21 protein-coding genes are annotated in these 22,727 nt (G+C 65.9%); 13 read left to right on the top strand and 8 right to left on the bottom strand.

All coding sequences use genetic code 11. The features are described 5' to 3' along the window. The first annotated feature begins 6 nt into the window (after positions 1-6). The 12 genes from ACFWB0_RS08210 to ACFWB0_RS08155 all read left to right on the top strand — a co-directional run bounded on the left by ACFWB0_RS08210 (position 7) and on the right by ACFWB0_RS08155 (position 12,954). Positions 7-336, top strand: coding sequence for a DUF4233 domain-containing protein (locus ACFWB0_RS08210; RefSeq protein WP_378489993.1), 330 nt, complete (start codon positions 7-9; stop codon positions 334-336). 17 nt (positions 337-353) lie between these two features. Next, positions 354-773 carry a nucleoside-diphosphate kinase gene (gene ndk / locus ACFWB0_RS08205; RefSeq protein ID WP_378489939.1) on the top strand — a complete coding sequence of 140 codons (420 nt, stop codon included), beginning with the start codon at positions 354-356 and terminating at the stop codon, positions 771-773. 388 nt (positions 774-1,161) lie between these two features. Further along, positions 1,162-4,413 (top strand): translation initiation factor IF-2 N-terminal domain-containing protein, encoded by a 3,252-nt coding sequence (locus ACFWB0_RS08200; protein WP_378489938.1) that lies wholly within the window; start codon positions 1,162-1,164, stop codon positions 4,411-4,413. Between the two features lie 225 nt (positions 4,414-4,638). Further along, entirely contained in the window at positions 4,639-4,950 is a 312-nt protein-coding gene (gene rplU / locus ACFWB0_RS08195; RefSeq protein ID WP_378489937.1) for a 50S ribosomal protein L21, read from the top strand. A 36-nt stretch (positions 4,951-4,986) separates the two neighbouring features. Continuing rightward, a complete protein-coding gene (rpmA, locus tag ACFWB0_RS08190; RefSeq protein ID WP_378489936.1) occupies positions 4,987-5,250 on the top strand; it encodes a 50S ribosomal protein L27 in 264 nt (87 codons plus the stop codon). A 134-nt stretch (positions 5,251-5,384) separates the two neighbouring features. Beyond that, positions 5,385-6,842 (top strand): GTPase ObgE, encoded by a 1,458-nt coding sequence (gene obgE / locus ACFWB0_RS08185; RefSeq protein WP_378489935.1) that lies wholly within the window; start codon positions 5,385-5,387, stop codon positions 6,840-6,842. Positions 6,843-6,855: 13 nt separating this feature from the next. Further along, the gene (gene proB / locus ACFWB0_RS08180) at positions 6,856-7,959 is read left to right on the top strand and encodes a glutamate 5-kinase (protein ID WP_378489934.1); all 1,104 of its coding nucleotides are present in this window, start codon (positions 6,856-6,858) and stop codon (positions 7,957-7,959) included. A 126-nt stretch (positions 7,960-8,085) separates the two neighbouring features. Further along, a complete protein-coding gene (locus ACFWB0_RS08175) occupies positions 8,086-9,186 on the top strand; it encodes a sensor histidine kinase (RefSeq protein ID WP_378489933.1) in 1,101 nt (366 codons plus the stop codon). Further along, complete coding sequence (locus ACFWB0_RS08170) at positions 9,183-9,812, top strand: response regulator (protein ID WP_378489932.1); 630 nt, start codon at positions 9,183-9,185, stop codon at positions 9,810-9,812. Before ACFWB0_RS08175 ends, ACFWB0_RS08170 begins: the two co-directional genes overlap by 4 nt. A 123-nt stretch (positions 9,813-9,935) precedes the next feature. Beyond that, positions 9,936-10,409, top strand: a complete 474-nt coding sequence (locus ACFWB0_RS08165) for a DUF2871 domain-containing protein (RefSeq protein ID WP_378489931.1) — start codon at positions 9,936-9,938, stop codon at positions 10,407-10,409. Next, complete coding sequence (locus ACFWB0_RS08160) at positions 10,406-10,792, top strand: DUF3817 domain-containing protein (RefSeq protein WP_378489930.1); 387 nt, start codon at positions 10,406-10,408, stop codon at positions 10,790-10,792. The genes ACFWB0_RS08165 and ACFWB0_RS08160 overlap by 4 nt, the downstream gene beginning before the upstream one ends. After that, positions 10,789-12,954: an MMPL family transporter gene (locus ACFWB0_RS08155; protein WP_378489929.1), complete on the top strand. Its 2,166-nt coding sequence runs from the start codon at positions 10,789-10,791 to the stop codon at positions 12,952-12,954. Before ACFWB0_RS08160 ends, ACFWB0_RS08155 begins: the two co-directional genes overlap by 4 nt. Before the next feature lie 50 nt (positions 12,955-13,004). Here the strand turns inward: ACFWB0_RS08155 and ACFWB0_RS08150 are convergent, their stop codons facing one another. The 3 genes from ACFWB0_RS08150 to ACFWB0_RS08140 are packed head-to-tail and all read right to left on the bottom strand — an operon-like array spanning position 13,005 to position 16,067. Further along, entirely contained in the window at positions 13,005-13,832 is an 828-nt protein-coding gene (locus ACFWB0_RS08150; RefSeq protein ID WP_378489928.1) for a Sir2 family NAD-dependent protein deacetylase, read from the bottom strand. A gap of 39 nt (positions 13,833-13,871) precedes the next feature. Beyond that, on the bottom strand, positions 13,872-15,410 hold the full coding sequence (locus ACFWB0_RS08145) for an ATP-dependent DNA ligase (RefSeq protein WP_378489927.1): 1,539 nt from the start codon (positions 15,408-15,410) through the stop codon (positions 13,872-13,874). Positions 15,411-15,461: 51 nt separating this feature from the next. After that, positions 15,462-16,067, bottom strand: a complete 606-nt coding sequence (locus tag ACFWB0_RS08140; RefSeq protein ID WP_378489926.1) for a phosphoribosylanthranilate isomerase — start codon at positions 16,065-16,067, stop codon at positions 15,462-15,464. A gap of 131 nt (positions 16,068-16,198) precedes the next feature. Between ACFWB0_RS08140 and ligD the strand changes: the two genes are divergently transcribed. Then, positions 16,199-17,164, top strand: coding sequence for a non-homologous end-joining DNA ligase (ligD, locus tag ACFWB0_RS08135; RefSeq protein ID WP_054807340.1), 966 nt, complete (start codon positions 16,199-16,201; stop codon positions 17,162-17,164). Here ligD and ACFWB0_RS08130 read toward each other — a convergent pair. The 5 genes from ACFWB0_RS08130 to ACFWB0_RS08110 all read right to left on the bottom strand — a co-directional run bounded on the left by ACFWB0_RS08130 (position 17,158) and on the right by ACFWB0_RS08110 (position 22,719). Next, positions 17,158-18,096, bottom strand: a complete 939-nt coding sequence (locus ACFWB0_RS08130) for a D-isomer specific 2-hydroxyacid dehydrogenase family protein (RefSeq protein WP_378489925.1) — start codon at positions 18,094-18,096, stop codon at positions 17,158-17,160. The genes ligD and ACFWB0_RS08130 overlap by 7 nt on opposite strands. A gap of 63 nt (positions 18,097-18,159) precedes the next feature. Next, positions 18,160-18,561, bottom strand: coding sequence for an ectoine synthase (locus tag ACFWB0_RS08125; protein WP_378489924.1), 402 nt, complete (start codon positions 18,559-18,561; stop codon positions 18,160-18,162). Positions 18,562-18,604: 43 nt separating this feature from the next. After that, the gene (gene ectB, locus ACFWB0_RS08120) at positions 18,605-19,888 is read right to left on the bottom strand and encodes a diaminobutyrate--2-oxoglutarate transaminase (protein WP_378489923.1); all 1,284 of its coding nucleotides are present in this window, start codon (positions 19,886-19,888) and stop codon (positions 18,605-18,607) included. A 67-nt stretch (positions 19,889-19,955) separates the two neighbouring features. Then, the gene (gene ectA / locus ACFWB0_RS08115) at positions 19,956-20,474 is read right to left on the bottom strand and encodes a diaminobutyrate acetyltransferase (RefSeq protein WP_378489922.1); all 519 of its coding nucleotides are present in this window, start codon (positions 20,472-20,474) and stop codon (positions 19,956-19,958) included. A gap of 142 nt (positions 20,475-20,616) precedes the next feature. Beyond that, positions 20,617-22,719: a RecQ family ATP-dependent DNA helicase gene (locus ACFWB0_RS08110; RefSeq protein WP_378489921.1), complete on the bottom strand. Its 2,103-nt coding sequence runs from the start codon at positions 22,717-22,719 to the stop codon at positions 20,617-20,619. Between the last annotated feature and the right edge of the window lie 8 nt (positions 22,720-22,727).

The raw sequence follows: 22,727 nt of genomic DNA, 5'->3' as shown, positions 1-22,727 counted from the left end.
GGTGTGATGGCAGGCACGCTCGTGCTGGAAGCGATCGTCGTGCTGCTGGTACTCCCGGTGATCGCGACGCTCGGGGGCGGACTCACTGCCGTCTCCACCGGATATGTGGTGGGGCTCGCAGTGTTGATGATCCTCGGTGCGGGCGTCCAAGGACGGTCGTGGGCGATTCCCTTCAACATCGGCCTGCAGGTCCTGGCCGTGCTCGGGTTCCTCGTCGACCTCGCGTTCGGTGCGATCGGTGTGCTGTTCTGCGTCGTCTGGGCGTACATCCTCTACCTGCGTAAAGACATCCAGGACCGTGAGCAACGGGGTCTGCTTCCCGGACAGCGCGGCTGAACCTCTACGCTGTCTCCGTGACTGAGCGGACCCTGGTACTCATCAAGCCCGACGGCGTCGCACGCCGTCATGTCGGAGAAATCCTGTCGCGCATCGAGCGCAAGGGACTGAACATCGTGGCACTCGAACTGCGCACCGCCCCCGCGGACATCGCGGCGGCGCACTACGCGGAGCACGAAGGCAAGCCCTTCTATCCGGGCCTGCTCGACTTCATCACCGGCGGCCCCCTGGTCGCCGCAGTTCTCGAAGGGCCGCGCGCGATCGCCGCATTCCGGCAGCTTGCCGGCGGCACCGACCCCGTCGAGAAAGCTGTCCCGGGATCGATCCGCGGCGACCTCGGACTCGAAGCCGGTGAGAACCTCGTTCACGGATCCGATTCCGTCGAATCGGCCGAGCGCGAGATCGCGCTGTGGTTTCCCGCACTCGCGTCCGCGTAGACCTCCGACCCTTCTGAACGTGCTCGACGGCGCCCTTCGGGGCGCCGTTGGCGTATCTGCGCATGCCTGTGTGGGATACTGAGGAAGGTTGTACCGCACGAGCCCGCGCGGAACGGCCGAAGACATCACGGAACGATGCCCGACATCGCTGTTGCCGAGGAACGCAGGAGATACCTCGCTCGGCCGCACGCTGGATGCACCGGCGCTCGATCTGCGATCAAGCCAGGCACCGCTAGGCCGTGCAGTGAAAACGGGCACCGTACGGCCGAGTGATGCGAGACCGGAAGAACTCGCGCTGACTGCGCGAGTACACAAGCAGCGCCCCCGTGTGGCCGCTCACATCGCCTTCCGCGGTGATGGACGCGCCCGGGGGTCTTAGGAGACTTACGTGGCCGATCAAGAGCCGCAGGAAAACAGCTCGACCGAGGCGAATGCCCTGAACTTGCCCGCGAAGATTCGCGTGCACGCTCTTGCCAAGCTCCTCGGGTTGACCAGCAAACAGGTGATGGCGAAGGCCGCGGAACTCGGTACAGAACTGCGCAGTGCCCACGCGACGCTTCCTCGTGAAGCCGCGGAGGGACTGCACGCCGCGCTGAGCGGTCCGGTGGAACAGGCCCCGGCATCCGAAGAAGCACCTACATCCGAAGAAGTACCTGCAGTCGAAGAAGTACCTGCAGTCGAAGAAGCACCTGCAGTCGAAGAGACTCCGGCGGTCGAAGGGGCCCTCACGGGCGTCGCCCTCGAGCTCGACGACACGAAGGACGCTGCGGCCACCGAGCCCGTTGCCGTCGCTCCCGTGGGCGGCCCGACCGGGCTGTTCACTTCCCTCGAGCAGAACACACCGCTGTTCGAGATCCCCGAACCCGCGCCCGCTCGGGCGACCGAGCAGGTTTCCGCACCGCTGTTCCTCCAGCCCGAGGTTTCCTCGGCCGAGGAAGAAGGCGAAACACGTCCACGTCGCCGTCGTGCTCGTCGTGGTACTGCCGCACCGGCCGCTGATGCGACCGCTGCGCCTATCGAGGTCACCGCAGACGCCCCGTCGGACACCCCCTCGGACACCGAGGCGACGGCCGACACGACCCCCGAGCCGACCGCTCCGGCCGAGGATCGCGACGATCAGGACGAGCATCCGCGTCGTCGTCGCCGGGGTCGCCGTGGCCGCGGCCGTGGACGCGGCGACAATGCCGAGAACGAGCAGCAGGACGAGGAGGCCACCGAGTCGTCCGACCAGGAGGAGTCCGACCAGGCGCCCGGGGACTCCGATGGTGACGCGGAGGAGACGGCCGCTCCGGCTGCGGAGACCACGACCGAGGAGACCACTGCCGCCGGTTCCGAGGACGGCGAGTCGGAGGAGTCCGAAGAGTCGGAGGACACCTCGGGAGACGGCGCGTCGCGTCGTCGTCGCCGCCGTCGGCGTCGGCGCGGGACCGGCGACACCTCCGAAACCACGTCGGAAGACGATCCGCCCAACACCGTCGTCCACGAGCGGGAGCCGCGCACGAAGGCGCGGGCCGTGAAGGACGAAGTCCAGGGAATCAGCGGGTCGACGCGTCTCGAAGCCAAACGTCAGCGTCGTCGCGACGGTCGCGAGGCCGGCCGCAGGCGTCCGCCGATCCTCACCGAGTCGGAGTTCCTCGCCCGCCGCGAATCGGTCGAGCGCGTCATGGTCGTCCGGGAGAAGGTCGACGGAGCGCACGTGGGTATGACCCAGGTTGCAGTGCTCGAGGACAACATCCTCGTCGAACACTTCGTGACCAGCGCCGGATCGGCCTCGATGGTCGGCAACATCTACATCGGCCGGGTTCAGAACGTGCTTCCCTCGATGGAAGCCGCGTTCATCGACATCGGTCGCGGCCGCAACGGCGTGCTCTACGCCGGTGAAGTGAACTGGGAGGCGGCGGGCCTCGGTGGCCAGTCCCGCAAGATCGAACAGGCCCTGAAGCCGGGCGACCAGGTGGTCGTGCAGGTGAGCAAGGACCCTGTCGGTCACAAGGGCGCACGGCTCACCACACAGATCAGCCTTGCCGGACGATTCCTGGTGTACGTGCCGGGTGGCTCGTCGACAGGCATCAGCCGCAAGTTGCCCGACACCGAACGCAAGCGTCTCAAGGACATCCTCCGCGAGATCGTCCCGGCCGATGCCGGCGTGATCATCCGCACCGCCGCGGAAGGCGTCAGCGAGGACGAACTCGCAAGTGACGTCGCGCGCCTGCAGTCGCAGTGGGAAGCCGTTCGCGAGCACGCAGACAAGGTGCAGTCCGACGGGTCGGGTCAGCCGAAGGCGCTGTACGAGGAGCCGGACCTGCTCGTGAAGGTCGTCCGCGACCTGTTCAACGAGGACTTCTCGAAGCTGGTCATCGAAGGTGAGAAGTCCTGGAACACCGTCGAGAGCTACATCCGGACGGTGGCGTCCGACCTGCTGCCGCGGGTGGAGCGCTATCAGTCGGAGTCGTCGGTCGACGTCTTCGGTGCGCACCGGATCGATGAGCAGCTCGCGAAGGCGCTGGACCGCAAGGTGTGGCTGCCTTCCGGCGGCACCCTCGTCATCGACCGCACCGAGGCAATGACGGTGGTGGACGTCAACACCGGCAAGTTCACCGGAGCGGGCGGAAACCTCGAGGAGACCGTCACCCGCAACAACCTCGAAGCTGCCGAGGAGGTCGTGCGGCAGATGCGCCTGCGCGACATCGGCGGCATGATCGTCGTCGACTTCATCGACATGGTGCTCGAGTCCAACCGTGATCTCGTGCTGCGTCGTCTCACTGAAGCACTCGGACGGGACCGCACCCGGCATCAGGTCTCCGAGGTGACGTCGCTCGGCCTGGTGCAGATGACGCGTAAGCGTCTCGGGACCGGCCTTGTCGAGGCGTTCTCCACGACATGTGAGCACTGCCAGGGACGCGGCATCATCGTGCATTCCGAGCCGATCGAGTCGAAGCCGGCCGAGGACTCCGGGCGTTCGTCGCAGGGTGGAGGGTCGCGTCGCAAGCGTGGTCGCGACAAGAGCGGCCAGCAGGAGCCCGTGGCCGAACCCACGCCCGCATCCGTACCCGAGGTTGCGGCGCCCGCGTCCGACCCGGAGGAAGCTGCCAAGCGTGCGGCGCATCCGGTGGCGCTGGCGATGGCTGCGCACCAGTCTCACGACGACCTTGCCGACGGCGCCGAGACGACCGGAGCAGTCGCGAATGTCGCGGTTGCGGAGAAGCCGGAAGAGCGGCGCTCCGAGGTGCCAAGCGAGTCCGTGGCCGATCTCACAGAGGAGTCGAAGACTCCCGCGGAGCCGGTCCAGCCGGTCCAGCCGGAACGGCGCGAGCGGTCCGAGCCCGTGACGGTCGAGCCCGTGACGGTCGAGGAGCCCGAGCCTGCGAAGCCCGAGGCCGAGCACACCGAACCGGCTCCGCGCCGTCGGCGTGCCCGCAGGGTGTCCAGGCCGACAGCGGCACCGGCGGACGTGAGCGCAGGTGAGCCCCGGGTGTTCGTGGTGTCCGAGCCCGCGCCTGAGGCTGCACCGGAGCCCGTTACGCCGGAGCAGACAGCGCCGTCGGACGACGGCGCCGCTGCGGCAGAGATTGTCCGACGTCCCCGCCGACGTCGCGCTGCCGGACGGCCTGCAGGGCCGCCGGTCGACGCCCAGGTGTGACCCGGTGAAGCCGGGTCGGCGAGTGCCGACCCGGCTTCGGCCACACCTGGTTTGACCCTGGTAGTCACTTTCCCGTAATCTTGCACAGTCGCTACTCGGCGATACTGCCCAGCTGCGCCTGGATTCAGGAAGAGCGGCGGGACCCGAGTCAGCAGCCACACCAGACCAGTCGTGTCGCAACACTGTGACGCGAGCACGTTCGAAGAAGCAAGGGGTAGCCGTCCGATGGCAACGTACGCGATCGTCAAGACCGGCGGTAAGCAGTACAAGGTCGCTGAGGGCGATCTCGTCAAGGTCGAGAAGATCGAGGGTGAGCCCGGCACGGCTGTCTCGCTTGCTCCGGTCCTCGTCGTCGACGGGTCCGCGCTGACCACCGACAACGATGCTCTGGCCAAGGTTTCGGTCACCGCCGAGATCGTCGAGCACACCAAGGGTCCGAAGATCCGCATCCACAAGTTCAAGAACAAGACCGGCTACCACAAGCGCCAGGGCCACCGTCAGCGCCTGACGGTCGTCAAGGTCACCGGTATCAAGTAACTCGAACTTCGGCTTCACAACCCAGGAGGGTTCGTCATGGCACACAAGAAGGGCGCATCCAGCTCCCGTAACGGTCGCGATTCGAACGCACAGCGACTCGGCGTCAAGCGTTTCGGCGGTCAGTCCGTCAGCGCCGGCGAGATCATCGTTCGTCAGCGCGGCACCCACTTCCACCCCGGTGTGAATGTGGGACGCGGCGGCGACGACACGTTGTTCGCTCTCGAGGCCGGTGCAGTCACTTTCGGCAGCAAGCGTGGTCGCAAGACCGTCAACATCGTCCCGGTCGCGGCAGACGCCTGAGTCAGCCGTCCGATAAGGACACCGCGGGAGCATTCTCGCGACATACTCCCAATAGGGGCGGGCCAGGGTCGCACACCCTGACTCGCCCCTATTGTGTGTTTCATCGGTAGTTTCGCTCGGAGAGAGGTCCACCCATGTCCCGTTTCATCGACCGGGTTGTGCTGCACGTCAGCGCAGGCAAGGGTGGTAACGGCTGCTCCTCCGTCCACCGTGAGAAGTTCAAGCCGCTCGGTGGCCCCGACGGCGGTAACGGCGGTAACGGCGGCGACGTCATTCTCGAAGTCGACGAGAGCGTTCATACGCTGCTCGACTTCCACTTTCATCAGCATGCGAAGGCATCGAGCGGTGCGCAGGGGGCCGGCGGCAACCGTGAAGGTGCCAACGGATCCGATCTCGTCCTCAAAGTGCCTGATGGCACAGTGGTCCTCGACAAGGACGGCCGCGTACTCGTCGATCTGATCGGTGTCGGCACCCGGTACGTGGCAGCGCAGGGCGGACGCGGTGGGCTCGGTAACGCCGCGCTCGCGTCGCGCGCTCGCAAAGCCCCGGGTTTCGCCCTCCTCGGTGAGGAAGGCGAGGAACTCGACCTCGTCCTGGAACTGAAATCGGTCGCCGATGTCGGCCTCGTCGGGTTCCCGTCGGCGGGCAAATCGTCGCTCGTGTCGGTGCTGTCCGCGGCGAAGCCGAAGATCGCCGACTATCCCTTCACCACCCTGGTGCCCAACCTCGGCGTGGTGCAGTCGGGCGATACCACGTTCACTGTCGCCGACGTGCCCGGGCTCATCCCCGGTGCCAGCGAAGGCCGCGGCCTCGGACTCGACTTCCTGCGCCACCTCGAGCGCTGTGCCGTGCTCGCGCACGTCGTGGACTGCGCAACCCTCGAACCGGGGCGCGACCCGATTTCCGACGTCGACGTCCTCGAAGCGGAACTCGCTGCGTACCAGCCTGCACTGTCGGGCGACAGTAGCCTCGGTGAGCTCTCCGAGCGCCCGCGCATCGTCATCCTCAACAAGGCCGATGTTCCCGAGGCTGCCGAGCTCGCCGAGTTCGTCACACCTGAGTTCGAGTCTCGTGGATGGCCGGTGTTCACGATCTCTGCGGTCAGTCGAGAAGGGCTGCGCCCCTTGACATTCGCGTTGGCAAAGATGGTCGATGAGTACCGCGAGGCACACCCGCCGGCTGTTCCGGCGCGTCCCATCATCCGTCCCATCGCGCGCAACGAGACCGGCTTCAGCGTCGTCGCCGATCCGGACGAGCCGGGCGGCTTCATCGTGCGCGGCACCCGTCCGGAACGCTGGGTACGCCAGACCGCGTTCGACAACGACGAAGCCGTCGGCTACCTCGCCGACCGTCTTGCACGGCTCGGAGTGGAGAACGAACTCGTCAAGCAGGGCGCCGAGCCAGGTTGTTCCGTCACCATCGGTGACGTCAGCTTCGGCTGGGAACCGCAGACCCACGCGGGTGTGGATGTCGTACCCACGGGTCGAGGCACCGATGCGCGCCTCGACCAGACCGATCGTGTGGGGGCGTCCGAACGCCGCCATGCGAAGAAGGTCCGCCGCGGTCTCGCCACCGACGACGACGAATTCTGAACCGAGGAGAACAGTGAGCGACACCCGCGGGGTCATCGCTTCCGCACGCAGCATCGTCGTCAAGATCGGGTCGTCGGCGATCACGAGCCTGGCCGGTGGCCTCGACCGTGAACGTCTCGATCAGCTCGTCGACGCAATCGAAGGGCGCATGCGGGCCGGTTCGAATGTCACTGTTGTGTCGTCCGGGGCGGTGGGTGCCGGACTGGCACCTCTCGGCCTGACCGCACGACCCCGCGACCTCGCGACCAAGCAGGCCGCAGCGAGCGTGGGGCAGCTTGCCCTCGCGCACGCCTGGGGGACCTCGTTCGCCCGGTACGACCGCACTGTCGGTCAGGTGCTCCTCACCGCCGACGACATCGCCCGACGCACTCAGCATCGCAACGCGCAGCGCACCCTCGACCGACTGCGGTCGCTGGGCGCGGTGCCCATCGTGAACGAGAACGACACAGTAGCGACCGTCGAGCTGCGTTTCGGCGACAACGACCGCCTCGCTGCGCTCGTGTCGCACCTGACGAGCGCGGACGCACTGGTCCTGCTCTCGGACGTCGACGGGCTGTACGACGGCGATCCCCGAAAGGGCGGAGCAACACTGATCCCCGAGGTCACCAGCCCCGAAGATCTCGACGGCGTCGTGGCGGGGTCCGGCGGTGCGCTCGGTACCGGCGGGATGGCAACCAAGCTTTCTGCGGCGCGGCTCGCCGCCGACTCGGGGGTGCCGGTGCTGTTGGCTGCCGCGTCGGATGCCGCACGGGCATTGACCGCTGCCGATGTGGGCACCGCGTTCGCTGCACGTCCCGAGCGAATGTCGGCCCGCCACTTCTGGGTTCGGCACGCGGCCGACACCGTCGGCACCCTGCATCTCGATGCGGGTGCGGTGCGTGCTGTCGTCGAACGCCGCAGGTCGCTGCTCGCGGCCGGCGTGACCGGGATGAGCGGCAGCTTCCATGCCGGCGACGTTGTCGCGCTCGTCGATCCGGACGACCGCACTGTCGCGCGTGGTGTCGTGGCCTACGAGCCGAGCGAGCTCGACTTCATGATCGGCTTCTCCACGCGGCAGTTGCCTCAGGACCTGCAGCGCCCTGTCGTGCACGCCGACGATCTGGTGCGTATCGGGTGACACGGTCGACGCGGGTATGAATGTGGTCGGCCCGGGTTGCGGTTACTTTGTGTTGTGGTTGTTGATGAGTTCTCGTTGGCGAGTGTCGCGCGCCTCCGCCTTGGTCTGCATGTTCTCGTAGCAGTCTTGGCGTTGATCGTATTGTTGCGCGCGGTACTTCTGTCCGAACCCGATGCAGGATGGATCGGTGCCCTGACGGCGGTGTTCATCGTCGTGCATCTCGTGGGCGTCTGCTCTCTCCGCGCGCCGTTCGCACGAGGACTTTGGCTGGGATCGTTGTGCGCGATCTGGGTGGCGATGGCGCTTCTCGGCGCTGACGCCGCGTACGTGTCCTTCGGACTCATCCTGCTTCTCATGACCGAGTTCAGCTTGATGCCGGCTGCGGTAGCGGTCGTCGTCATTACCGTCGGCAACGTGCTGATCGGCGTATACGTTCGTGGTCACTTGGGCGGAGCGCTGGTGGGGTCGTTGTTCGGCGCCGTCGTCGGTGTTGTTGCCGGACTCGGTTTCCGGATCCTCTTCAGTGAAACCGAGCGGCGCCAGCAACTGATCGAGGACCTGCACCGAACTCGTGCGGAGCTGGCCGAGTCCGAGCGTTCCGCGGGAGAACTCGCCGAACGAGAGCGGTTGGCCGGGGAGATCCACGACACTGTGGCACAGGGGCTGAGCAGTGTCCAGATGCTGCTGCACGCAGCCGAGGCTGAAGACTTGCCCCCCGGTGCAAAAGACAAAATCGTGATGGCGCGACAAACCGCCTCGGCAGGCCTGGCGGAAACGAGGCGGCTCATCGCGGCGCTCTCACCTGCCGACCTGGTCGGACGCTCACTCGTCGATGCTCTGGAGAGGGTGTGTGCACGAGCGGGATCTGGCCGTTGCGACGTTCGTCTCGTCCTGGAGGGACAGGCGAGGTCTTTGCCGATGCCGGTGGAATCGGCGATGGTGCGCCTGGTGCAGGGGGCGGTGTCGAACGTCGTTCGTCATGCTCATGCTCGCAACGCCGTCGTCACACTCGCATACAGCGCGGGCGAAGTACGCCTCGACGTGGTCGATGACGGCCAGGGATTCGACGTCGCAGTCCTCGATGACCCCGCTGCCGACAGCTTCGGGCTCAACGCAATGCGGACCCGCGTCGAGCAACTCAACGGCCGCTGGTCCATCGAATCCGAACCGGGTCGTACTGTGGTGTCGGTGACGTTTCCGCTCGACCCGAAGGAACAGCCGCGATGATTCGACTGATGCTCGCGGACGACCATGCGATCGTGCGCGCGGGGCTACGGGCTCTGCTCGAACAGCATGCCGACGAAGTTGTGATCGTCGCGGAGGCCACTTCGGGCGAAGAAGCTGTTGCGCTGTGTCGCGACAGGGCGATCGATCTCGTACTCATGGATCTGCGGTTCGGGAGCGGGTTCAGTGGTGTGGAGGCCACGGGTCGAATCCGATCTCGGCCGAATGCTCCGCAGGTCTTGGTGGTAACGAACTACGACACCGACGCCGAGATTCTTCATGCGATCGAAGCCGGTGCCAGCGGCTACCTGCTCAAGGACACCGCGCCGGCAGAACTCTTCGCCGCGATCGTCGCGGCGGCCGGGGGTGCGAGTGCACTGTCACCTGCGGTGGCTTCGAAACTGATGGCGCAGATGCGTGTTCCACCGGCAACTCTCACCCCGCGTGAGGTGGAAGTGCTGGAAGCGGTCGCAGCGGGACACTCGAACAGGGAAATCGCTCGTCGACTGTTCCTCAGCGAAGGCACCGTGAAGACACATCTGACGAACACGTTCGGAAAGCTGGGCGTGCGATCGCGCACCGCGGCCGTTGCACAGGCACGAGTGCGAGGCATCATCGGAACCGCCTGACCGCGCCACGCGGTGGAGGCAGTACGGCATATTCGATCGCACAGTTTCCCGCTGAGTCTCCATCGAAAGTCGTAGACCGATCACACCGATCTGCAGATGTGCTGGAGTCGGGATTCGGGTCGGATGGAAGGCGTGAAGATACTTGTCAACGCCGCGTTCGGGTACGCCGTCGCGGGTCTGATGTCGGGCCTGTACTACAGGGAGCTGACCAAGGCGCAGGACTTCGACGGCCCGACCCAGCTTTCCATCGTGCACACGCACCTCCTCGTTCTCGGTGTGCTGTTCCTTCTGATCGTCGCCATATTCGAGCATTTGTTCACGCTCTCGGCCGGTCCCCTCTACCGATGGTTCGTGATCACCTTCCATGCGGGCCTGATCCTGACCGTGCTTGCCCAACTCGTGCACGGCACGATGCAGGTGTTCGACAACGATGCGTCCGCTGCGATCTCGGGAATTGCGGGTATCGGCCATGTGCTGCTGACCGTCGCCTTCATCGTCTTCTTTCTGGCTCTGCGCACCGCGGTGGCAGGCGGCCCACATTCCACCAGAAATTCTGAAAAAAACAGTGCGCCAAATGATATGAAAGGTATTGCATGACTGTCACACAGCCGCGACCGGAGGGCTCGAACGCTCGCCCGCTGGTGCGAGCCTTCCGCATGGTCGCGATGCTGGAAGCAGTGACCTGGCTCGGTTTGCTGATCGGCATGTACTTCAAGTGGGTCGTGCAGAGCACCGAAGCCGGAGTCCGTGTCTTCGGCCCTCTGCACGGAGCGGTGTTCGTGGTGTTCGTGGTGCTGGCAATCGCGATGTACGTCAGGCTCGGCTGGCGGACGCGGACCCTGCTGCTGGCGTTGGTCTCGTCGCTACCTCCGTTCGCCACAATCGCATTCGAGGTATGGGCCGACCGCACCGGACGTTTCGCGCCAGGAGCGGACCGCCCCTCCGATCTCCTGTCCGACTATCCGGCGTCGGCGCGATGAACGCATCGATCGGAAACGGCACGGTAGCGCGCTTCTCGAGCCTCCTCTTCGGGTCCCGACGTCGTGCCGGCATCGTCGTCGGGCTGTGGATCATCCTGGTGGGTGCGCTGGCAAGCATCGCACCCACTGTCGATGAGGTCGAAAACAATGCGGGGGCAAACGATCCGCCCGCCTCGTCGCAATCGGTGGAGGCCGCGGAACTGGCAGCACGCGAGTTCCCCCGAAGCGAGGGGACACCCGCGATCGTCGTCGTCCAGGGCTCCGACCCTTCCGTGACGTCAGCAGCAGTCGAACGGATCGTCGTCGCCCTCGACGATGCGCAGGCCGGCGATCCCTCGATCAACGCGATCATCACTGCCGCCGACATCGACAGTCTGCGCACCGCAAACGGCAGCAGCGAGACGGTTGTCGTCTCGCTGACGGGCAACCCGACGGACGCGTCGTTCCAGGACACGGTCGATATGATTCGTGAGGTGGTTGCGGAGGCCGCGGGACCTGCCGATGCCGCTGTCACCGGACCCGCCGGGATCGCCACCGACACTGTGAAGGTGTTCAGTAGTGGCGACAAGGTCCTGCTCATCGGAACGATCCTGTTGGTCGCGATCATCCTGATGGTCATCTACCGGTCGCCGATCCTCGTGGTGGTGGCATTGGTTGGTGTCGGTGTTGCGATGCGGCTCGCGCAGACGCTGGGTGCCATGATGGCCGACGCTGGCTGGTTCGACATCAGTTCGCAGACCGGATCGATCATGACCGTGCTGCTCTTCGGCGTCGGCACCGACTACGCGCTGATCGTCACTGCCCGCTACCGGGAGGCACTCGCCGAGGAGCCGGATCGCTCGGCTGCCATGATGCATGCCGTGCGGGGCGTCGCTGAATCGATCCTGTCGAGTGTGTCGACGATCGTGCTGGCCATGCTGGCTCTACTGACGGCGGTCTCCCCAGCGCTGCGAGGATTCGGCCCGTATCTCGCGCTGGGCGTCGCCTCGATGGGGCTGGTGGCGTTCACATTCACCCCGGCGCTCATGTTGCTGTTCGGGGGCAAACTGTTCTGGCCGTCCACAATCCGAGTAGCGTCGGGGCGAATCGGCAGCACGATGTGGGAACGGGTCGCGAACCTGGTCGACCGCTCACCGAAGGCGGTACTGATATCGACGCTACTCGGTCTGCTGGTGATGTCCACGGGACTGGCCGGCTATCGCGAGAGCTTCGACTTCATCAGCGGATTCCGGATCGGCACCCAGTCGGAGACTGGACAGAACATGATCGCCGAAGCCTTCGGACCCGGTGAGATCGCGCCGTCGACCGTCTATGTCACCGCGCCCGACGGGCCATCCTCGCCCGACTGGAACCGGATCACCCGTGACCTGTCCGACGTGGAGGGGGTCGCTGCGGTCGGTGCGGAACCGGCCGTCAGCAGGGACGGGACGACCGCGGCGTTCGACGTCACCTTCATCGACAACCCCTACGGTCCCGCAGCATTGGACCGCGTGGGTGTGCTGATATCTGCAGCCCAGGTCTCGGCAGACTCTGCGGGGATCGAGAATGCGCAGGTTCTCGTCGGCGGTGAGAGTGCGCACACCGCCGATATCCGTGCGGCGCTCGACCGAGACAACTGGGTTATCGTCGCATGGGTTCTCATGATCGTCGGCGCTGTACTGGCGCTGCTGTTGCGGTCTGTACTTGCACCCGTGTACCTGATCGGCACCCTGCTGCTGTCGTTCACCGCGACACTGGGAATCACTACCTTTGTCACGGTCACAATCCTCGGAGACGCCGGTATCGGAAACCGAGTCGCCGTCTACGTATTCGTGTTTCTTGTCGCGTTGGGGGTCGACTACACCATCTTCCTGATGAGTCGGTACCGGCAGGAACTCGCGACGCATGAACCGCGGATGGCATTGCGGGTGGCGCTCACCCGCACGGGCGGCGTGATCTCGTCCGCGGGCGTCATCCTGGCAGCGACTTTCGCTGTGCTGACCACTCAACCGATCCGCGAACTGTTCCAGTTCGGACTGGCGATGGCCATCGGAATACTCCTCGATACATTCGTCGTTCGGCCACTGCTCGTTCCCGCAATCATGCGGCTGCTCGACCGCAAGGCATTGTGGCCCTCTGTTCCGCCGACGACGGACCGGACGAAGCTGATATCCCGCGTGTGACAGATCCCGACGTGTGCCCGGTCGGTGATCCGGCCGGGCACACGCCATTCCTAGATCTTGGCCAGGTACCCGAGCGCCTCGCTGGTGCCTATGTCGAGTTTCATCGTCGCGTGGGGGTCTCCGCGGGTCGGGCCACGATTCACGATCGCGACCGGGACGCCCCGTGCTACCGCGCGACGGACGAAGCGGAGCCCGGATTGCACGGTGAGTGAACTTCCCGCGACGAGAAGCACATCCGCGTCGTCGACGAGTTCGAAGGCGGCGTCGACGCGGGAACGCGGCACGATCTCACCGAAGTACACGATGTCGGGTTTGAGCATGCCGCCACACCGGTCGCAGTCGACGACGACGAAATCACTGGTGTCGGCGACGACGGCGTCGGCATCGGGCGCGACCTCGAGACCGGTGACGCCATGGGTGCGCTCCTCGAAGCCCGGGTTCGCTGCCGACAACCGTTCGTGCAGCGTGAACCGTGAGAGGCGCTTCTCGCATGCAAGGCACCGGACCTGGGCGTACGAGCCGTGGAGGTCGATCACTCGACGGCTTCCCGCCTTCGTGTGCAGCAGGTCGACGTTCTGGGTGATGACGCCGACGACGGTTCCGCTCCGTTCGAGCGCCGCGACCGCGCGGTGACCGGCATTCGGTCGCGCTGCATCCATGTGGCGCCAGCCGACGTGGTTGCGCGCCCAGTAGCGCTGGCGGAACACCGGGTCGCCGACGAACTGCTGGAACGTCATGGGGTTGCGTGGCGGTGAATCGGGCCCTCGGTAATCGGGGATCCCGGAATCTGTCGACACCCCGGCTCCGGTGAGGACCGCGACGCGCCGACCGTCCACGAGCGCACGCAACTTCTCGGACGGGTCCGTCACCGTCGTCATCTGGATACCGAACACAGGCCCTCCTTCGCGGCCTCCATGCTATTCCTGCGCTGTCGTGTCCGTTCCTCGGGCGGGAAGCAGGGCCCGGACGGCGTCGATGCTGTCGGCGTCGACAGGAGACTTGTCGGGGCGATAGCGCAGAACCCGCGCGAAGCGCAGCGCGACACCACCCGGATAGCGGGTGCTGGTCTGCACACCGTCGAGTTCGATCTCCACGACCAACTCCGGTCGCAGGTACACGGTGTGGTCGTCACGGTGGGATTCGAAGTCCGGAAACCGGGTGGTCTGCCATCGCAGCAGTTCGTCGGTCAGCCCTTTGAAGGTCTTGCCGACCATGATCGGGGGACCGCCGTCGGGGTCGCGGGCGCCGAGGTGCAGGTTGGACAGGAACCCGGTGCGGCGCCCGTAGCCCCATTCGGCGCCGAGGACGATGAGGTCGAGCGTGTGCTCGGGTTTGATCTTCTGCCACGCGTGGCCCCGGCGACCGGCCAGATACGGCGACGACAGGGACTTGACCATGATTCCCTCGTGACCGTGTTCGAGCGCGGCGTCGAGGTGAGCGTGCGCCGCAGCCCGGTCCGGCGTGGTCACCGCTGGTATCCGATGCGCACCAGCGACACGATCGAGCGAGGTAAGGCGTTCGGACAGTGGAAGATCGAGCAGATCGATGCCGTCGAGATGGAGGCAGTCGAAGAAGTACGGGTGGAGGAGGAGTTCGCGTGCCGTGCTCGCCCCGAAGCGGCTCATGGTCTCCTGGAACGGCCGTGGTCGCCCGGAATCGGTGAGAGCGAGCGTCTCTCCGTCCAACACCACACTGCGGCACGGCAGCGCGGCAACGAGCTCGACGAGTTCGGGTACCGACGAGGTGATCTCGCGCAGAGTCCGCGTGAACACCCATACCGAGTCGCCGTCGCGGTGCACCTGAATGCGTGCGCCGTCGAGCTTGTACTCGACGCTGCATTGACCGGCGAACTCGTCGAGCGCCGACTCGACGGACTCGGCGGGCACCGCGAGCATCGGCCGGATCGGGCGCCCGAGCTCGAGTCGGAATGCGGACAGGGCGTCGAGCCCACCGGCAAGCGCAGCGGCCGCCGCGCGGGGGAGTTGCCCCGAGAGCATCACCGCGCGTCGCACGGCGGCGGTCGGCAGCTCCGCGGTGGCGGCGACGGCGTCGGCCATGACGCCTTCGAGTGCGCCCTGGCGGAGCTCCCCGCCGAGCAACTGCACCAGGAATGCCTGTTCGTCTGCAGCAGCGCGGGTGAACAGGTCCGTCAGCAGTTCTTTTCTCAGTCCGGTCGATCCGGGACCGGACAGGACCGCGATGCGGTCGACGAGTGTGTCGACCTCGGTCACCGTCAGAGTCGGATCGTCGGCGGGTGTTGCCTGCAACGCCGTGAGTGTGCGGAACCCGATGCCGATGCGTCCCTGCGGCAGCACACCGGACAGCCATGACACCACAGGCTCGATCTCTTCTGGGGTCGCCTGTTCCAGCAGGGCACGCAGGGCAGCAGTCTTGACCTTCCTCGACCGCGTCGCGGCGACCGTGGCAGATGTCTCGACCACTCGACTCAATTTCACCGTTCGACGGTATCGCCGGGCGGTGTTCCATATCGGCGAACGCCGACAGTGTCAGTGTGCGCCCGCTCCCTTGGCAGCAGCGATGAACCGGCGGATTGCTTCGGAGTCCTTCACGCCGCGCGATACTTCGACACCGCTCGAGACGTCGACACCCCACGGGCGGACTGCGGCGATGGCGGCAGTGACGGTGTCGGGGTACAGACCTCCGGCCAGCAGCCACTGCCCGGTCGGCAGTGACGGCAGAACCGCGGGATCCCAGGATTCGCCACTGCCGGGCTTCGGTGCGTCCACGAGCAGCAGGTCCTCGCCGAACGCACCGGCAGTCAGAGGCTGGGCGGTGTCGGCTCCTACCGCGCGGATCAGCCGCGCGGAGTGCTCTGCGAGCGCCGCGAAGGACTCGGCCGGGTAGTTTCCGTGCAGTTGGATCGCTCGGACCCCGGACGCGTCGGCGAGCGCACGCACCTCCGCGACCGTTTGTCCGGCGAACACACCGACGGTGAGTACGTTCTCGGGTATTTCGGCGGCCAGCTCGGCCGCGCGGTCCGGGGTGACCTGCCGGGGGCTGGCAGTCAGGACGAACCCGATGGCGTCGGCGCCTGCCGAGACGGCTGCCGCAACATGCTCGGGCTCCCGGAGACCACAGATCTTGACGAACATGAACAGAACCCTACGTCGCCGTCGTCCTGCGGTAGCTCCGGGCGCTTTCTCGATGTCGGCGAATGCCGTGTGCGGACCGCGGCCACGGGCGACCATGGTCTGCAAGGCGGATCGACGACAGGAGCCGGGGAATGGGAGCAGCAAAGGGTTCGTCGACGGCTGTCGAGCTGGACGTCGACGGCCGGACGGTGCGGATCTCGCATCCCGAGCGCATCTACTTCCCGGCGCTCGGCGTCACCAAGCTCGACCTCGCACGGTATTACATGGCCGTCGGAGACGGCATCGTCCGCGCGCTACGGGATCGTCCGTGCATGCTGCACCGGTTTCCCGATGGCCTCGCGGGAGACAAGGTGCATCAGAAGCGGCTCCCGCGCGGCGCACCGGACTGGGTGCAGACCGTCCGTGTTCACTTCCCTCGATACAACCGCGACGCCGACGAACTGTGCGTCACACATCTCGCGGATGTCGTGTGGGCGGTGCAGATGTCGACGGTGGAGTTCCATCCGTGGAACTCGCGCCGCGCCGACGTGGAGAAGCCCGACGAGTGGCGGATCGATCTCGACCCGATGCCCGAATGCGACTTCGGGAAAGTGCGCCGTGTCGCGTCGGTGGTGCACGAGGTGCTCGACGAGCTGGGTGCGGTGGGGTGGCCGAAGACCTCGGGTGGGCACGGGCTGCACGTCTACGTCCGAATCGAGCCGGAATGGGGATTCGACGATGTCCGCAGGGCTGCACTGGCTTTCGCACGTGAAGTCGAGCGCCGCGCGCCGCGGGACGTCACCACCGCGTGGTGGCGTAAGGACAGGGATCCCGCCGCCGTGTTCGTCGACTACAACCAGAACGCCCGCGACCACACGATCGCGAGCGCGTACTCGGTGCGCGGTGTTCCGGAGGGAACTGTATCGGCACCGGTGCGGTGGAACGAGATCGACGACCTCGAACCTCGCGATTTCACCATCGAGACCGTCCCCGACCGATTCGCGAAACTCGGTGACCTGTATGCCGGAATCGACGACGATGCGTTCTCGCTCGACCGGCTGCTGGACTGGGCCGATCGGGACGAGCGAAACTCGCCGGAGGGGGACGGATCTCAGTAGCCGGAGCTCACATCGATCACCGCGACGGGTTCGACGCCAGACGCGAACCGCGTGACGTTCTCGACCACCCGTTCCGCGTAGGCGGGTACCCGCAGGGCAGGCGGGTTCGAATCGTGCGGCGTGATCATCGCATTGGGCAGCGACCACAAGGGGTGCCCGGCGGGCAGCGGTTCTGGGTCGGTGACGTCGAGTCCGGCACCGGCGATCGTGCCCGCCGTCAGAGCACCGACCAGCGCATCGGTGTCGATGAGGCTGCCACGTGCGATGTTCACCAGCCACGCGGTCGGCTTCATCGCGGCCAGTTCCTCCGCGCCGATCAGTTGCTCGGTGTCCGGTGTGGCCGCCGCGGAGACTACGAAATGGTCTGCAAGCGGCCAGATTTCGTCGATTCGCTCCACGGGGAAGGTTTCGACTGCACCGGGGACGGGACGTCCGCTCCGATTGACGGCCAGAGTGTGCGCACCGAGCGACGCGAGCATCGGGATGAGTGCCCGTCCGATTCCGCCCGCGCCGATGATGCCGATCGTTGCTCCGCGCAGTGTGCCCAGACGTGGGTAGAACGCCTCGGGTGCCCACGACGTCGCCACGAGATGGTGGGGTAGCGCTCGGACACCGGCGAGCAGCAACATCAGGGCATGCTCGGCGACCGTTGCGGAGTACGCCCCGGCTGCGGAGGTCCACAGCACCTGCGGGTGCTGCTTGATGACGCCCTCGGTGAGCCAGTTCTCGACGCCTGCGGCGGGAAGCTGAACCCAGCGCACCGATTCGGGAAGGACTGCGGGAAACAGATCCCGCGTGCCGGTCCAGATCAGGCCGTCGGGACTCTCCTCGAAGGGCACCGCGATCCCGCCTCCGCTGGTCACTGCGCGGACGAACATCTCGTCTGGTCGCGGACCTACAGCAATGCGGGGCGAACGCTGAGAGGAGGCCATGGCCTCGACTCTATGCGTCCGCCCCGCATCGGTCACGCTGTGTGACCCCGATTATGGGGACGATCAGGCAGTTTCTTCGACGATGAGCGGGTAGACCCCGTTCTCGTCGTGTACCTCTCGGCCGGTGACCGGCGGGTTGAACACGCAGAGCATCCGCATGCGCGTCTCCGGCTCGACGCGGTGCCGCTCGTGTCCGTTGAGCAGGTACATCGATCCGGGGCCGATGTCGTACACCACATCGTTGTCGAGGTCGCGCAGCTTGCCGGTGCCCTCCACCAGCCAGACCGCCTCGATGTGGTTGGCGTAGTGGAACTCGTTGATCGTTCCGGCCTCGATGGTGGTCTCGTGGAACGAGAATCCGACCTTGTCTCCGGCGAGGACGATGCGCTTGCTGCGCCACTGTCCGTCTTCGGATGTGATGTCACGCTCGGTCCCGGTGATTTCCTCGGTGGTGCGCACGATCATGTGAAGCAATGCTCTTTCTACTGGTGAACTGAGGGACGAACGGTCAGGAACGGACCTTGGCGGTGGCCTCGGCGAGGATGTTCAGACCGAACTCGAGTTCGTCGTCGGAGATGGTCAGCGGCGGCAGCAGCTTGACGACCTGGTCGGACGGTCCCGACGTCTCCGCCAGCAGCCCCTGCTCGAAAGCGATACTGCACACCTTCTGGGCATCGGACGGCTCGTCGAAGACCAGACCCTGTACCAGGCCGCGTCCGCGGGTGGAAACACCCTCGAACATGTCGGACAGGTTCATGAAGGTCTGATGGATACGCTCACCCTTGCGCAGCGTGCCGCGCTCGAGTTCGTCGTTGGTCCAGTAGTGGTTCAGTGCTGCAGTCGCGGTGATGAACGACGGGCTGTTGCCACGGAAGGTGCCGTTGTGTTCGCCGGGGCCCCAGACGTCGAGCTCGCGCTTGAAGAGTGTGAGGGCCATCGGCATGCCGTAGCCACCGATCGACTTCGACAGCGTCACGATGTCGGGGGTGATGCCGGCCTCCTCGAAGGAGAAGAACGCACCCGTACGGCCGCAGCCCATCTGGACGTCGTCGACGATGAGCAGAATCTCACGTTCGGAGCACAGATCTGCCAGGGCGCGAAGCCATTCGGCGCGCGCGACATTGACGCCACCTTCACCCTGGACGGTCTCGACGATCACCGCGGCGGGCCGGTTGAGGCCACTGCCGGAGTCGTCGAGCACGCGGGAGAACCACTGGAAGTCCTCGGTGACACCGTTGAAGTAGTTGTCGAACGGCATCGGAGTGGCGTGTACGAGCGGCACACCGGCACCGGCGCGCTTCATCGAGTTGCCGGTGACCGACAGCGCGCCGAGCGTCATGCCGTGGAACGCGTTGGTGAAGTTGATGATCGATTCGCGACCGGTGACCTTACGGGCCAGCTTGAGAGCGGCTTCGACGGTGTTGGTGCCGGTCGGGCCGGGGAACTGGACCTTGTAGTCGAGTCCACGCGGCTTCAGGATCACACGCTCGAACGTCTCGAGCAGATCGCGCTTGGCGGTGGTCATCATGTCGAGGCCGTGAGTGATCCCGTCCTTCATGATGTAGTCCACCAGGGCGGACTTCAGGATCGGATTGTTGTGGCCGTAGTTCAGGGCCCCGGCACCGGCGAAGAAGTCCAGGTAGTCCTTGCCGTCTTCGCTCCGCAACCAGGAGCCGGACGCCGTGTCGAATACTGCGGGCCACCCACGGCTGTAACTGCGGACCTCGGATTCGAGGCTCTCGAAGATATCGTTACCAGCGTGGGTGCCGGGCTTGTCTTCCAGGATGGTCATTTTCTCTGGTCCTCCTGTGATGAATTTCGATGACGAACGTGGCTCGGGAATTATCCGTAATGCCTGATCAGTCGCCGATCGTGTAAAGATCTTCCGCCAGGTGTGAATCGGGAAAATCATCGGGAGCGAACAAATCGGTTCGCGTGATATGAGTGCCACGGCGTCGTGCCAGGGCGGTGAACATGGCGATCGAGGCCGCGTTGTCGGGGCTCACGGTGGTTTCCAACCGGGTCACACCGGACGGGCGGAGTCGATCGAGAAGGGAGTCGAGCATGCGCCCGGCGACTCCGCGACCACGCTGATCTGCGTCGACAGCAACCTGCCACACGAACAGCGTCTGGGGGGAATCCTGCCTGCGGTAGCCGGTGATGAATCCGACCGGACGATCGGTCTCGTCGGTTGCGACCACCGACGTGTCGGCGAAGTCGCGACACCACAGCACATACGCATAACCGGAATTGACGTCGAGCACCTCGGAATCGCGGGCAATCTGCCACAAACGCTTTCCGTCGGAGATCTGCAGACTCCGAAAACTCAATTCAGCCGGTTCAGTCGTTGGGGTACTACTCTCCATAACGGGCTTCATAAGTAGTTCGAACTTAACAAGAGTCCGGATCGAAATCACCCCATTGGTCCGAATCGGCGGTGAATAACCCGGGCTCTGTGCAGGTGAGGCGCCGATTGTGAGGCCGGTCACAATTGTGTATCGACCGGCGCTCCTCGAGCGATTACTTCGGGCTCGCCAGCGCGAAGGGGAGCACCCCCTCGGCTCCCGCCGCGGTGAGATGTCGTGCCGCCATCGTCAAGGTCCACCCGGTGTCGGTGACGGCGTCGACGAGGAGTACCGGTCCGTGATGCCCGTCGAGATCCACCGGCTCCCACGCGTCGACCAACGCGGCGATCCGGTACGCAGAATTCGCAGCGATCACCGCCGGCGCACCGGGGCGCCGCCGCAGGACACCCAGGTTCTGCAGGCGACCGAGTCGAGCGAGTTGCTCGGCGAGCGATTCCACCAGTATCGGATGGTCGGGTGAGTCGAGCGCCATCACCGCGCTCGGGCGTTCGGCCCAGTCCCACGCCGCCAGCACCGCCACTGCGGCCTTCACGACGGACTCGGGTGCCTCGGCATCGGGACCGTCCAGCAGCGAGCGCAGCCGCGGGCCCCACCCGAGATCGGACAACCGACCGAGCACACGGCCGGGCTCCGGCCCGTCGGTGATCTTCCCGGACAACTTCACGCCAAGAGTCGCCATTCCGGTGGGCCATTGCTTGCGGGGCGGCAGATCGACACCCGGACGCTCGAGTCGGGTGCGGGTGCGCTGCACCTCCTCGTCGTCGACACCGGCATCCCAGCGGACTCCGGTGCAGTTGTCGCACCGACCGCACCCGGGCATGTCCGGACTGGATTCGGGATCGTCCAACTGGCGCCGTAGGAAGACCATGCGGCAACCCGCGGTCCGCTCGTACTCGAGCATCGCCTCCTGCTCGGTCGTGCGCGCCACTTCGAGGCGGGCATAGCGCTCGGCGTCGTACTCCCACGGCTGCCCGGTCGCGATCCAGCCGCCCTTGACGCGGCGCACCGCCCCGTCGACATCGAGGACCTTGAGCACCATCTCGAGTCTGGACCTGTTGAGGTCGACACGGGGCTCGAGGGCCTGCGTGGACAACGGACGTTCATGATCCAGCGCGCCGATCACGCGGCGAACCAGCGACTCCTCCGGGAACGCGACCGACGCGAACCACTTCCAGATCTGCCGGTCTTCACTGCCGGGCAGGAGGATCACCTCGGCGCGGTCGGTGGATCGACCCGCGCGCCCGACCTGCTGGTAATACGAGATCGGCGACGACGGGGCCCCGAGGTGCACCACGAACCCGAGGTCCGGCTTGTCGAAGCCCATCCCGAGCGCAGAGGTCGCCACCAGTGCCTTGACACGGTTCGCGAGGAGATCGGCCTCGAGTTGTTCACGCTCGGCGGTATCGGTCTGCCCGGTGTACGCGGCCACCGCGTGACCATGGTCGGCCAGCAGCGACGCCAGGTCGCGTGCCGCGGACACCGTCAGTGCGTAGACGATTCCCGAGCCGGGAAGTTCGTGCAGATGCTGCGCAAGCCATGCGGCACGTCGTGCAGGCTCGTCGATCTGCACCACCGACAGGTGCAGCGACGGACGGTCGAGCCCGCCTCGCAGGACCAGTGTGTCGTCGGTTCCCGCGCCGACGCCGAGTTGGGCCGCGACGTCGGCGACCACGCGGTCGTTCGCGGTCGCCGTGGTCGCCAACACGGGGATGCCCTCACCGAGTTCGGCGACGAGCGTGCGGATGCGCCGGTAGTCGGGCCGGAAATCATGACCCCAGTCGGATACGCAGTGCGCCTCGTCGACCACCACTAGACCGGCGTCGCGTGCCAGCGACGGCAGAACCTGATCGCGGAAGTCCGGGTTGTTGAGCCGCTCGGGGCTGACGAGCAGAACATCGATCTGTCCGTCGGCGATGCGCTGATGGATGCCGTCCCACTCGGTCACATTCCCGGAGTTGATCGTCGCGGCGTGAACGCCTGCGCGTTCGGCGGCCTCCACCTGGTTGCGCATCAACGCGAGGAGGGGGGACACGATCACGGTGGGCCCGTGCCCGTGAGCACGGAGAAGTTTGGCGGAGATGAAGTACACCGCGGATTTACCCCAGCCCGTGCGCTGCACCACCAGGGCACGACGACGATGCACCACGAGCGCTTCGATCGCCGTCCATTGGTCGTCGCGGAGTGTTGCGGCCGGCCCGGCCAACTCTCGGAGCAGTCGTTCGGCATCGTCGCGCAGATCGGTTGTCGGGGTGCTCATGTGCCCCA

It is taken from the genome of Rhodococcus sp. NPDC060086 (assembly GCF_042730275.1).
Taxonomy (GTDB): Bacteria; Actinomycetota; Actinomycetes; order Mycobacteriales; family Mycobacteriaceae; genus Rhodococcus.
This window is presented reverse-complemented; position numbering and strand designations above follow the sequence as displayed.

Coding starts and splice junctions, on each gene's coding strand:
- rplU (WP_378489937.1), top strand. CDS start 4,639: ATGGCAACGTACGCGATCGTCAAGACCGGCGGTAAGCAGTACAAGGTC.
- rpmA (WP_378489936.1), top strand. CDS start 4,987: ATGGCACACAAGAAGGGCGCATCCAGCTCCCGTAACGGTCGCGATTCG.
- ectA (WP_378489922.1), bottom strand. CDS start 20,474: ATGAAGCCCGTTATGGAGAGTAGTACCCCAACGACTGAACCGGCTGAA.
- ACFWB0_RS08165 (WP_378489931.1), top strand. CDS start 9,936: ATGGAAGGCGTGAAGATACTTGTCAACGCCGCGTTCGGGTACGCCGTC.
- ACFWB0_RS08130 (WP_378489925.1), bottom strand. CDS start 18,096: ATGGCCTCCTCTCAGCGTTCGCCCCGCATTGCTGTAGGTCCGCGACCA.
- ACFWB0_RS08140 (WP_378489926.1), bottom strand. CDS start 16,067: ATGTTCGTCAAGATCTGTGGTCTCCGGGAGCCCGAGCATGTTGCGGCA.
- obgE (WP_378489935.1), top strand. CDS start 5,385: ATGTCCCGTTTCATCGACCGGGTTGTGCTGCACGTCAGCGCAGGCAAG.
- ACFWB0_RS08170 (WP_378489932.1), top strand. CDS start 9,183: ATGATTCGACTGATGCTCGCGGACGACCATGCGATCGTGCGCGCGGGG.
- ACFWB0_RS08160 (WP_378489930.1), top strand. CDS start 10,406: ATGACTGTCACACAGCCGCGACCGGAGGGCTCGAACGCTCGCCCGCTG.
- ACFWB0_RS08110 (WP_378489921.1), bottom strand. CDS start 22,719: ATGAGCACCCCGACAACCGATCTGCGCGACGATGCCGAACGACTGCTC.
- ACFWB0_RS08210 (WP_378489993.1), top strand. CDS start 7: ATGGCAGGCACGCTCGTGCTGGAAGCGATCGTCGTGCTGCTGGTACTC.
- ACFWB0_RS08150 (WP_378489928.1), bottom strand. CDS start 13,832: ATGACGACGGTGACGGACCCGTCCGAGAAGTTGCGTGCGCTCGTGGAC.
- ACFWB0_RS08155 (WP_378489929.1), top strand. CDS start 10,789: ATGAACGCATCGATCGGAAACGGCACGGTAGCGCGCTTCTCGAGCCTC.
- ligD (WP_054807340.1), top strand. CDS start 16,199: ATGGGAGCAGCAAAGGGTTCGTCGACGGCTGTCGAGCTGGACGTCGAC.
- ectB (WP_378489923.1), bottom strand. CDS start 19,888: ATGACCATCCTGGAAGACAAGCCCGGCACCCACGCTGGTAACGATATC.
- ACFWB0_RS08125 (WP_378489924.1), bottom strand. CDS start 18,561: ATGATCGTGCGCACCACCGAGGAAATCACCGGGACCGAGCGTGACATC.